Origin of the sequence: Micromonospora sp. MH33 (assembly GCF_003013775.1) — a bacterium.
Taxonomy (GTDB): Bacteria; Actinomycetota; Actinomycetes; order Mycobacteriales; family Micromonosporaceae; genus Micromonospora; species Micromonospora fulviviridis.
This window is the reverse complement of sequence record NZ_MUYZ01000232.1, coordinates 1-11,518: the sequence shown is the minus strand read 5'-3', so window position 1 is coordinate 11,518 and position 11,518 is coordinate 1. Positions and strand designations below refer to the sequence as shown.

General features: G+C 75.2%; 7 protein-coding genes. 2 read left to right on the top strand and 5 right to left on the bottom strand.

What is annotated here, in order from left to right:
• The 3 genes from B0E53_RS26860 to gltB all read right to left on the bottom strand — a co-directional run.
• The coding region (locus B0E53_RS26860; RefSeq protein ID WP_107078580.1) for an MFS transporter at positions 1 to 1,270 on the bottom strand (1,270 nt) is incomplete at its 3' end.
• Between the two features lie 199 nt (positions 1,271 to 1,469).
• Positions 1,470 to 2,978, bottom strand: coding sequence for a glutamate synthase subunit beta (locus B0E53_RS26855; protein WP_107078579.1), 1,509 nt, complete (start codon positions 2,976 to 2,978; stop codon positions 1,470 to 1,472).
• A complete protein-coding gene (gene gltB / locus B0E53_RS26850; protein WP_107078578.1) occupies positions 2,971 to 7,635 on the bottom strand; it encodes a glutamate synthase large subunit in 4,665 nt (1,554 codons plus the stop codon). The genes B0E53_RS26855 and gltB overlap by 8 nt, the downstream gene beginning before the upstream one ends.
• A gap of 146 nt (positions 7,636 to 7,781) precedes the next feature.
• Here gltB and B0E53_RS26845 point away from each other — a divergent pair, with 146 nt between their 5' ends.
• Positions 7,782 to 8,627 (top strand): GNAT family N-acetyltransferase, encoded by an 846-nt coding sequence (locus B0E53_RS26845; protein ID WP_107078577.1) that lies wholly within the window; start codon positions 7,782 to 7,784, stop codon positions 8,625 to 8,627.
• Between the two features lie 64 nt (positions 8,628 to 8,691).
• On the opposite strand, the gene B0E53_RS26840 is transcribed toward B0E53_RS26845, so the two are convergent.
• Positions 8,692 to 9,879 (bottom strand): NAD(P)/FAD-dependent oxidoreductase, encoded by a 1,188-nt coding sequence (locus tag B0E53_RS26840; protein ID WP_107078576.1) that lies wholly within the window; start codon positions 9,877 to 9,879, stop codon positions 8,692 to 8,694.
• Positions 9,880 to 9,890: 11 nt separating this feature from the next.
• Positions 9,891 to 11,108: a prolipoprotein diacylglyceryl transferase gene (gene lgt, locus B0E53_RS26835; protein WP_107078575.1), complete on the bottom strand. Its 1,218-nt coding sequence runs from the start codon at positions 11,106 to 11,108 to the stop codon at positions 9,891 to 9,893.
• Between the two features lie 103 nt (positions 11,109 to 11,211).
• On the opposite strand from lgt, the gene B0E53_RS26830 reads away from it, so the two are divergent.
• Positions 11,212 to 11,518: NUDIX hydrolase (locus B0E53_RS26830; RefSeq protein WP_146167779.1), on the top strand; the 307-nt coding region annotated here is incomplete at its 3' end.

The following is an 11,518-nucleotide window of genomic DNA, read 5'->3' as shown; positions in this document are numbered from 1 at the left end:
GTACCGGGCGGGCCACGGGCGCGGCCAGGACCAGGGTGAGCCGGTGCGCCAGCTTGCGCTCGCGGAGCCGGTCCAGGGCCACGCCGGCCGCCGCGGTGGCGACGGCGGTGACCGTGCCGGCCAGCACCAGGGTCTGCCGGGGGCCGGCGTGCTCGGCGAGCCAGCCGAGCAGCGGCGCGCCCACGGCCGCGGAGACCGAGCCGGTGACCGCCAGAGCGGCCAGCACCCGCCCGCGCATGGCGTAGTCGGTGTCGAGCTGGGCCCGGGCGCCGACCGTGGTGTCGATGATCACCGCCGCGGCCGCCACCGGCAGGATCACCGCGGCGAAGCTCAGCGTGCCCGGGGCCAGGCCGGCGACGATCTGCAGCCCGCTGGCCAGCAGGCCGGCCCCGACCAGCACCGCGTAGCCGAGTTCCGCGCGGCGGGCCGCGAACAGGGCACCGAGCACCGTGCCGACGGCGAAGACGGTGGAGAGGAGGCCGTAGCCGGACACGCCGCCGTGCAGCGGCCCGTCGCTCATCGCGGCCATGGTGACCTGGTAGTTGCGGCCCAGGCTGCCGAGCACGAAGGAGAGCGCCAGGGCCACCAGCACCACCGGCTGGCGTCTGAGGTAGCGGAAGCCGGCCCGGATGCCGCCGTCGGACGGCGCCGCGTCGGCCGGCGCGGCCGCACCGGCGTGCCGCTCCCCCTCGCGTACGGCGAACAGCGCCACGACGACCGCGACGAAGCTGGCGGCGTTCGCGGCGAAGAGCAGCGCGGGGCCGACGGCGGCGACCACGACGGCGCCGAGGCTCATGCCGAGGATCCGTCCGGCGGAGTTCGTGAGCGAGCCGAGCGCGAGGGCGTTGCCGAGGCTCTCCCGGTCGACCAGGGTGGAGGCCCAGCGGCCCATCACCGGTCCCTCGATCGCCGACACGGCCCCGGTGGCCAGCGAGATCGCGTAGATGGCCGGGAGGCCCCCGGCGCCGGTGACGGCGACCACGGCCAGCCCGGCGGCGAGCAACGCGTGGGCGGCCTGGGCGCCGATCAGCAGCGGCTTGGCGGGCACGCGGTCGGCCAGCGCGCCACCCCAGACGCTGAGCACCAGCGTGGGCAGGGCCTGGAGCAGGACGGTGAACCCCATCGTGGTGGCCGATCCGGTCTCGGCCAGCACGAACCAGTTGACGCCGAGGACCTGCATCCAGGTGCCGATCACCGACACGAACCCGGCCGCGGCCCAGATCCGGTAGTTGCGGTGGCGCAGCGCGGCGAACGTGGCGCCGAGGGCCATGAGTGTTTCCCCGTCCAGACGGTGACACGACGAAGCCGGACCCGTGGGTCCGGCCAGCGCACAAGTCTGGCGGCGGTCAAACCTCCCGACGACAGTTGGTGAGGGGGTTCACCAGCACGGTCGGACGCCCGGGCCGGGCCGGGCACGAACCGGACGACACCCCGGTCCGCCGGGGACCGGGGTGTCGGCGACGCGCGGGTCAGCGGGCGGCGAGCGGCTGCCGGGCCGGGTCGACCGGCGCGGGCAGCGTCCCGACCCCGCCCAGGTACCCGTGGATGGCCGCGGCGGCGGCCCGGCCCTCGGCGATCGCCCAGACGATCAGCGAGGCGCCCCGGTGCATGTCCCCGGCGACGAACACGCCGTCGGCGTCGGTCCGCCAGTCGGGGCGGGCGTCGACCGCGCCCCGGCGGTTGCGGGTCACCCCGAGCTGGGTCAGCAGCGGCTGCTCCTCGGTGCCCTCGAAGCCGATGGCGAGCAGCACCAGGTCGGCCGGGATCTCCCGCTCCGAGCCGGGCAGCGCCGTGACGATCCGCTTGCCGTCGACCTTCTCGACGGTCACCTCGGCGATCCGGACCGCCCGGACCTGGCCGGTGCCGTCGTCGACGAACTCCTGCACCGCCACGGCGAAGACCCGCTCGCCGCCCTCCTCGTGCGCCGGGTAGCTGCGCAGCACCCACGGCCAGGTGGGCCACGGATCGCGGGCGGCGTCCCGGTCGGTCGGGGGCTCCGGGTAGAGGTCGAGCTGGTGCACGCCGGCCGCGCCCTGCCGGTGGGCCACACCGAGGCAGTCGGCGGCGGTGTCGCCACCGCCGATGATCACCACGTGCTTGCCGGCCGCGTCGATCGGGCTGCCGTCCGGGAGCGTGGCCAGGGCGGGCCTGCCCTCGCCGGCCGCCGCGACGACCCGATTCGCCGCGACCAGGTGCGCCATGGCCTGGTGTACGCCGCGCAGCGCCCGCCCCGGCGTCTCCGGGGTGTCCCGGCCCTGCAGCGCGCCGCAGGCGAGCAGCACCGCGTCGTGCTCGGCGCGCAGCTGCTCGGCGGTGACGTCGACGCCGACGTTCACCCCGGTGCGGAAGCGCACCCCCTCGGCGGCGAGCTGCGCCAGCCGCCGGTCGATGTGCCGCTTCTCCAGCTTGAAGTCGGGGATGCCGTAGCGGAGCAGGCCGCCGGGCGCGTCGTCCCGCTCGTACACGGTGACGGCGTGGCCGGCCCGGGCGAGCTGCTGTGCGGCGGCGAGACCGGCAGGGCCGGAGCCGACCACGGCGACGGACCGGCCGGTCGGGGCCGGCGCCGGCTGCGGGCGCAGCCCGCCCCGGGCCACCGCGGCGTCGGCGATCTCCACCTCGACCTGCTTGATGGTGACGGGCTGCTGGCCGCCCAGGCCGAGCACGCAGGCCGCCTCGCAGGGCGCCGGGCAGAGCCGGCCGGTGAACTCGGGGAAGTTGTTGGTGGCGTGCAGCGACTCCACCGCCGAGTCCCAGCCGCCGGTGCGGACCAGGTCGTTCCAGTCCGGGATCCGGTTGCCGAGCGGGCAGCCGTCGTGGCAGAACGGGATGCCGCAGTCCATGCAGCGGGTGGCCTGCTCGCGGATCAACTCCTCGCCGGCCGGCGGGTAGACCTCCCGCCAGTCCATGATCCGCACCGGCACCGGGCGGCGGGCGGGCAGCCGCCGGTCGTAGCGCAGGAAACCGTTCGGGTCAGGCACGAGCCACCTCCTGGGCGACCGCCCGAGGCGCGGGCGGCACCGGCGCGGCGGACGGCGCAAGCGCGCTCATCACCGCGTCGTCGACGTCACGGCCGGCGGCTTCGGCGGCCCGCATGATCTCCAGCACCCGGCGGTAGTCCCGGGGCACCACGGCGGTGAACTCCTCCACCGCCTCCGGCCAGCGCTTCAGCAGCTCCTCGGCGACCGCCGAGTCGGTCTCGGCGAAGTGCCGCTGGACCAGCTCGTGCAGCCGCTCCCGCTCCTCCTCGCGCAGCGGCGACAGGTCGACCAGCTCCGCGTTGACGAGCCGCCGGTCCAGCCGGTGCACGAACGCGGTGCCGCCGGACATGCCGGCCGCGAAGTTGCGCCCGGTCGGCCCGAGCACCACCACCGTGCCGCCGGTCATGTACTCGCAGCCGTGGTCGCCGACGCCCTCGACGACGGCCACCGCACCGGAGTTGCGCACCGCGAACCGCTCGCCGACCCGGCCGCGCAGGAAGACCTCGCCGCCGGTGGCGCCGTACAGGATGGTGTTGCCGGCGATGATCTGGTCCTCGGCGCGCCGGCCCGGGTCGGCGTCCGCGCCGGCGAACGGCGCGGCGGCGTCCGGGCGGACGACCAGCCGACCGCCGGAAAGGCCCTTGCCGACGTAGTCGTTGGCGTCGCCGTGCAGGCGCAGGGTGACCCCGCGCGGCAGGAACGCGCCGAACGACTGGCCGGCGGTGCCGTGCAGCAGGAACTCGACGGTGTCGTCGGGCAGGCCGGCGCCGCCGAAGCGGCGGGTCACCTCGCCGCCGAGCATCGCGCCCACGCTGCGGTGCTCGTTGCGTACGGCCACCTCGACCCGGACCGGGGTGCCGTCGCGCAGCGCCGGCTCGGCCAGGGCGATGAGCTGGTTGTCCAGCGCCAGCTCCAGGCCGTGGTCCTGGGCCCGGATCCCGCGCCGGGCGGCGCCCTCGGGCAGCTCGGGCAGGTCCAGCACCCGGCTCAGGTCGAGCCCGTGGCCCTTCCAGTGGTCGATCGCGGGGGCGACGTCGAGCAGCTCGGTGTGCCCGATCGCCTCCTCGATGCTGCGGAAGCCCAGTTCGGCCAGGTAGCCGCGGACCTCCTCGGCCAGGAAGAGGAAGAAGTTCTCCACGAACTCGGGCCGGCCGGTGAAGCGCTCGCGCAGCACCGGGTTCTGGGTGGCGATGCCGACCGGGCAGGTGTCCAGGTGGCAGACCCGCATCATCACGCAGCCCTCGACGATCAGCGGGGCGGTGGCGAAGCCGAACTCCTCGGCGCCGAGCAGCGCCGCGACCAGCACGTCCCGGCCGGTCTTGAGCTGGCCGTCGACCTGCACGGTGACCCGGTCGCGGAGCTTGTTGAGCAGCAGCGTCTGCTGCGCCTCGGCCAGGCCCAGCTCCCAGGGGGTGCCGGCGTGCTTCAGCGAGTTGAGCGGGGAGGCGCCGGTGCCGCCGTCGTGGCCGGAGATCAGGATGACGTCGGCCTTGAGCTTGGCCACGCCGGCGGCCACGGTGCCCACCCCGACCTCGCTGACCAGCTTGACGTGCACCCGGGCGGACGGGTTGACGCACTTCAGGTCGTGGACGAGCTGGGCCAGGTCCTCGATCGAGTAGATGTCGTGGTGCGGCGGCGGGGAGATCAGGCCGACGCCGGGGGTGGCGTGCCGGGTCCGGGCGATCCACGGCCAGACCTTGTTGCCGGGCAGCTGACCGCCCTCGCCGGGTTTCGCGCCCTGGGCCATCTTGATCTGGAGGTCGTCGGCGTTGACCAGGTATTCGCTGGTCACGCCGAACCGGCCGCTGGCGATCTGCTTGACCGCCGAGCGGCGCCGCGGGTCGTGCAGCCGGTCGACGTCCTCGCCGCCCTCGCCGGTGTTCGACTTGCCGCCGAGGCGGTTCATCGCGATGGCCAGGGTCTCGTGTGCCTCCGCCGAGATCGACCCGTACGACATGGCGCCGGTGGCGAACCGCTTGACGATCTCGCCGGCCGGCTCGACCTCGTCCAGCGGCACCGGCGGGCGCACCCCGGTACGCAGGCTGAACAGCCCGCGCAGCGAGCCGCCCCGCGCGGCCAGCTCGTCGACCTTGGCGGTGTACTGCCGGAAGACGTCGTACTGGCGGCTGCGGGTGGCGTGCTGGAGCAGGAAGACCGTCTCCGGGTTGAACAGGTGCAGCTCGCCCTCGCGGCGCCACTGGTACTCGCCGCCGACCTCCAGCCGGTCGGTGGCCCGCCCGCCCGGGGCCGGCCAGGCCAGGGCGTGCCGGGCGGCCACCTCGGCGTGGATCTCGGCCAGCCCGATGCCACTGATCGTGCTCGGGGTGCCCCGGAAGTAGCGCTGGACCAGCCGGGTGTCGAGGCCGACCGCCTCGAAGACCTGCGCGCCGCAGTACGACGAGACCGTCGAGATGCCCATCTTCGACATGATCTTCAGGACGCCCTTGCCGAGCGCCTTGACGTAGTTGCGGATCGCCTTGCCCGGTTCCACGCCCACCAGCGCGCCCGTGGAGATCATGTCCTCGACCGACTCGAAGGCCAGGTACGGGTTGACCGCCGCCGCCCCGTAGCCGATCAGCACGGCCGCGTGGTGCACCTCGCGGCAGTCGCCGGACTCGACGATGAGCGCGACCTGGGTCCGCGTCTGCTCCCGGACCAGGTGCTGGTGCACCGCGGCGGTGAGCAGCAGCGACGGGATCGGGGCCAGGTCGGCGTTGGAGTCCCGGTCGGAGAGCACCAGGATGCGCACGCCGTCCTCGATCGCCTCGGAGACGTGCCGGCAGATCTCGGTGAGCCGGGCCTTGATGCCGGCGCCGCCGTCCCGGACGCGGTAGAGCCCGGAGACCCGGACCGCCTTGAAGCCGGGCAGGTCGCCGTCCTCGTCGATGGAGAGGATCTTGGCCAGCTCGTCGTTGTCGATCACCGGGTAGGGCAGCACGATCTGCCGGCAGCTCGCCGGGCCCGGGTCGAGCAGGTTGCCCTCCGGTCCGATGGTCGACGCCAGGCTGGTCACCAGTTCCTCGCGGATGGCGTCCAGCGGCGGGTTGGTGACCTGGGCGAAGAGCTGGTGGAAGTAGTCGTAGAGCAGCCGCGGCCGGGTGGAGAGCGGGGCGATCGGGGTGTCCGTGCCCATCGAGCCGATCGGCTCGGCGGCGCTGCGGGCCATCGGCGCGAGCAGGATCTTCAGCTCCTCCTCGGTGTAGCCGAAGGTCTGCTGCCGGCGGCGCACCGAGTCGTGGGTGTAGACGATGTGCTCGCGCGGGGGCAGCTCGTCCAGCTCGATGAGGCCGGCGTGCAGCCACTCCCCGTACGGGCGGGCGGCGGCCAGCTCGGTCTTGATCTCGTCGTCGGAGACGATCCGGCCGTTGACCGTGTCGACCAGGAACATCTTGCCGGGCTGGAGCCGGCCCTTGGCGACAACGGTGGCCGGGTCCAGGTCGAGCACACCGGCCTCGCTGCCCAGCACCACCAGCCCGTCGGCGGTGTGCCACCAGCGGCCCGGGCGCAGCCCGTTGCGGTCCAGCACCGCGCCGACGATCTCGCCGTCGGTGAAGGCGACCGAGGCGGGGCCGTCCCACGGCTCCATGAGGCTGGCGTGGAACCGGTAGAAGGCGCGCTTGTCGGCACGCATCTCCGGGTCGTTCTCCCACGCCTCGGGGATCATCATGAGCACCGCGTGCGGCAGGCTCCGCCCGGCCAGGTGCAGCAGTTCGAGGACCTCGTCGAAGTTGGCCGAGTCGGAGGCGGCCGGGGTGCAGACCGGGAAGACCCGCCGGATGTTGCCCGGCAGGTTCGGGCTGCGCAGCAGCGCCTCCCGCGCCTGCATCCAGTTCCGGTTGCCGCGGATCGTGTTGATCTCGCCGTTGTGCGCGATGAACCGGTACGGGTGGGCCAGCGGCCAGGACGGGAAGGTGTTGGTGGAGAACCGCGAGTGCACCAGCGCGATGGCGCTGACCACCCGCTCGTCGGTCAGCTCCGGGTAGAACGCCGGGAGCTGGTCCGGGGTGAGCATCCCCTTCCAGACCATGGTCCGGCCGCTCAGCGACGGGAAGTAGGCCGGCACGCCCCGCTCGGCGGTCTCCCGCTCGACCTGCTTGCGCAGGCAGAACGCCACCCGGTCCAGGTCGAGCCCGGTCAGCGGGGAGCCGGCCGGCCCGGCGGGCGCGTCGGTGAGCCGGTGCGCGGCCAGGAAGAGCTGCCGGACCCGGGGCATCGCCGCGAGGGCGGTCTCGCCGAGGCCGGACGGGTCGGTGGGCACCTCGCGCCAGCCGAGGATGTCGGCCCCCTCGACCAGGGCGTACTTCTCCACCACCTGGCGGGCCCGGGCCTCGGCCGCGTCGTCGTCGGGCAGGAAGACCAGGCCGGTGGCGTACTGGCCCACGGACGGCAGCGGGAAGTCGACGACCGCACGCAGGAACGCGTCCGGCACCTGGATCATGATCCCCGCGCCGTCACCGGTGTTGTGCTCCGCGCCCCGGGCGCCCCGGTGGTCCAGCCGGCAGAGCGCCCCGAGGCCGTTCGCGACGACCTCGTGGGAGCGGCGCCCGTGCAGGTCGGCCACGAAGGCCACACCGCAGGCGTCGTGCTCGTGCGCGGGGTCGTAGAGCCCCGTCGTCCGCGGGGCCGGCTGGGGGCTGGGAGGGTACGGAAAGGCCACCGGGCCTCCTGTCGTCACTCAGGTTGGAACATGGTGGGGACGACGTCGGCCCTCGGGGGTTTTATTGAGTCTACGTTAGGGCGTGCGGCGCAAGGCCAGTTCAGATTGATCACACTTCCAGAATCTGGGACGTGTAGTCTCGCGCGGTGGATGTCGTACGCGCTGACGCGCTCGACCGGTTGGAGCGTTTCTACGACGCGGTGCCCCGGGACGGGGCCCGGGCGGAGGAACACGGCGCCCTCGTGCTGTTCGTCCGGAACGGGGCCGGTTGGCCGTTCTACGCCCGCCCCCGGCCGGGCGCCACCGAGCCGCCCTCGCTGGCCGACGTCACCGCGGTCCGGGCCCGGCAGCGGGAACTGGGCCTGCCGGAGGCGTTCGAGTGGGTGCACGAGCTCACCCCGGATCTGCTGACGGTGGCCCGCGCGGCCGGGCTGAGCGTGCTGGAGGCGCCGCTCATGGTGCTGGAGCCGGAGCGCCTGCCCGACCCGGCGACGCTCAGCGACGTACCGGTGCGGGTCCTCGACCCCGCCGACCCCGGCTTCGCGGCGGACGTGGCGCTGCGCCGGGCCGTCGCCGCGGTCGGCTTCTCGCACGGCGGCACCGCGCGCGGCGAGGCCGGCCCGGCCGAGCGGGACGCCACGGTCTCCCGGTTGGACGTGGCCGCGCTGGAGGAGGAGGCGGTCCGCATCGCCGACGGCCGGCGCATCTCGGCGCTCGCCGAGACCCCCGACGAGGGGGCGCTGGCCAGCGGCATGGCCATGCGGGTCGACGACGTGGCGGAGATCGCCGGGGTGGCCACCCTGCCGGCCGCGCGCCGCCGTGGCCTCGGCGCGGCGGTGACCGCCACCCTCGCCCACCGGCTGCGTGCCGCCGGCACCGACCTGGTCTTCCTCTCCGCCGGCAGCGAGGAGATCGCCCGGGTCTACCTGCGGGTCGGCTTCCGCCGCGTCGGAACCGCCTGCATCGCCGAACCCACCGCCGTGATCGGCTGACTCCCACTCGCCCGCCAGCCCCACCCGGTCCCGGACAGCGCCGCCCGGCAGGGGGCGGACGGGGTCAGGCCGGCGGGTGCCAGGAGGCGGCCGCGGTCGCCGCCGTGTTGCGCAGCCGCGGGCTGATCGTGCCCAGCGCGGCGTCGCGGGCGCGCAACGCCAGCCGGCCCCGGGTCTGCAGGACGGCCGACATCCGCCGGGTCTGCCGCACCATGGTCGCCGCGCGCGGCCGGCGCAGCCGGTCGTAGGCGGCCACCGCGTCGGGGAGACGGGACTCCCGCAGCAGCGCCGACAGGGTGGCCGCGTCCTCGAAGGCGAGGCAGGCGCCCTGCCCGAGGTGCGGCGGCATGGCGTGCGCGGCGTCACCGAGCAGCACCACCCCGCCCGGCCCCGCCGGGAAGCCGTACGACCGGGGCAGCGGGCGCAGCTCGCGGATCTCCTGCTGCACCACGTCGGCCGGGTCGGTCGCGTCGAGCAGCGTGGCGATCGGTGCGGGCCAGCCCGCGTACCAGCGCTTGAGCAGGGCGAGCTGGGTCTCCGGCGGCTCGGGGCGGGGTGCCCCGGCCGCGGTGGCCACCCAGTAGATGCCGCCCCGGCGGGAGGCGCCCGCCGTGCCCCGGTCGCCGAGCGAGGCGGCCACGAAGCGGTAGCCCGCGCCCAGCGTCTCGCCGTGCACCGGCTGGTCGTCGGGCAGCTGCGGGGCCCGGTACCAGGGGATGACGGCCCGCCAGGCGGCGCAGCCGGAGCTCACCACGGCCGTCTCCGGGGCGAGTTGCCGGCGGATCTCGCTGTCGGTGCCGTCGGCCGCGACCACCAGGTCCGCCTCGACGGTGTGCCGGCCGTCGCCGACCGCCGGACGCTCGCCGGGCGCCGCCCGCACGGTCCGCACGGTCACCCCGGTGCGCAGCTCCACCTGGTCGCCCAGCCCGGCGATCAGCGCGTCGTGCAGGTCCTCCCGGTGCACCACCACCGGCATCCGTTCGGCCGGGGTGGGGCGGGGCTGCACCAGCCAGTGCCCGTCGGGGCGGCGTACCCCGCCGTCGGGCAGCGGAGTGGCGATCGCGTCCAGCCCGGCGCCCAGGCCGAGGGCGCGCAGCGCGCGTACCCCGTTGGGCCAGAGCACCACGGCGGTCGTCTCCGGACGGACCCGGTCGGCCCGTTCGAGGAGGGTGACCCGCCAGCCGGACCGGGCCAGCGCGCCGGCCACCGCCAGCCCGCCGAGGCCGGCGCCGACCACCACCGCGCTCCGCATGACTCCCCCGCTCAGCTGTCCCGGTCGGCGGGGCGGGCGCCGCCGGCACCGGCCCGGTCCTCGTCCGCCCGGTCCGGGTCGGGTCGCGCCTCGTCGGCCGGGCCGTCCACCGGCTCGCGCTCCGCGGCGTCCGCCTCCGTGGCGGCCTCCTCGGAACCGGCCTCCGTGGCCTCGTCCCGGTCGGCCTCGTCGGTCGCCGCCGGCTCCTCGGCGGGGACCGCACCGGTCTCCCGGTACGCGCGGAACTGCTCCTCGCTCACCACCCGGTAGCCCTCCGGCGCGACCGGCCGTGCCCCGGCCTCCCGCGCGGAGAGGTCGACCTGCGACACGTCGCCGCCCGCGGGCGGGACCGGCACGGCCGGCTCGCCGACCGGGACCAGGTACTCACGCGGCCCGCGCACCCGCACGAAGTAGGCGAGCGCGCCGAGGAAGACCAGCGCCGCGGTCCACACGTTGAGCCGCACGCCGAGGATGTGGTTGGCCTCGTCGGTGCGCATCAGCTCGATCCAGAACCGGCCCGCCGTGTAACCCATCACGTAGAGCGCGAAGGCCCGCCCCCGGCCCAGCCGCAACTTCCGGTCGAGGACCAGGACCAGCGCGGCGACGCCGATGTTCCACAGCGCCTCGTAGAGGAAGGTCGGGTGGTAGAGCCCCGGTTCGAGGACCGGGTTGCCGGCGTCGTCGCGCAGCGCGTGCCCCGGGTTGTCCGGGTCCATCACGTGGACCTCCAGACCCCAGGGCAGGCTGGTGCGCCCGCCGAAGAGCTCGTTGTTGAACCAGTTGCCGAACCGGCCGACCGCCTGGGCCAGCGGCAGCCCCGGCGCCAGCGCGTCGGCCACCACGGCGAACGGGATGCCGAGCTGCCGGGCGGCGAACCAGGCGCCGACCGCGCCACCGGCCACCGCGCCCCAGATGCCGAGGCCGCCCTCCCAGATGGCGAACGCCTTGAGCGGATGGCCGTCGGCCCCGAAGTACTTCTCCGGCGAGGTGATCACGTGGTAGATCCGGGCGCCGATGATGCCCGCGGGCACCGCCCAGACGGCGATGTCGAGCACGGCGCCCGGAGCGACGCCGCGGCGGCGCAGCCGGTACTCGGTGACCACGCAGGCCACCACGATGCCGGCGATGATGCAGAGCGCGTACGCCCGGATCGGAACCGGTCCGAGCTGCCATACGGCGGTGCTGGGGCTGGGCAGGGCCGCCAGTGGGGTCATCGGGGCGAGGGTCACGGGTGCACACGGTACCGGGGTGGACCGTCCTCGCGGCACCCCGGTCCGGCCGGGTTCGCGGGTCGGCTGACTTCTGGTTTGCGCGGTCGTAGGCTCTTTGTCCATGAGCGCGCTCACCTGGGCGGTCGCCGCGGTCGTCACCGACCCGTCCGGCCGGGTGCTGCTCTGCCGCCAGTCCGGTGGCGGCCGGCGCTGGGCGTTGCCCGGCGGGCGGCTGCGCCGCGACGAGAGCCCGCCCACCGCCGCGTGCCGGGAGATCCGCGCCGAGACCGGCTGGGAGGTCGACCTGGTCGACCTGGTCGGCCTCTACCGGCTCGGCGACCCCGCCGCTCCCCCGCCCCCGGCCGGCCGCTGCGGCGCCCTGCCGGACGTGCTGGTGCACGTGTTCCGGGCCCGGGTGGTCGCCGGGG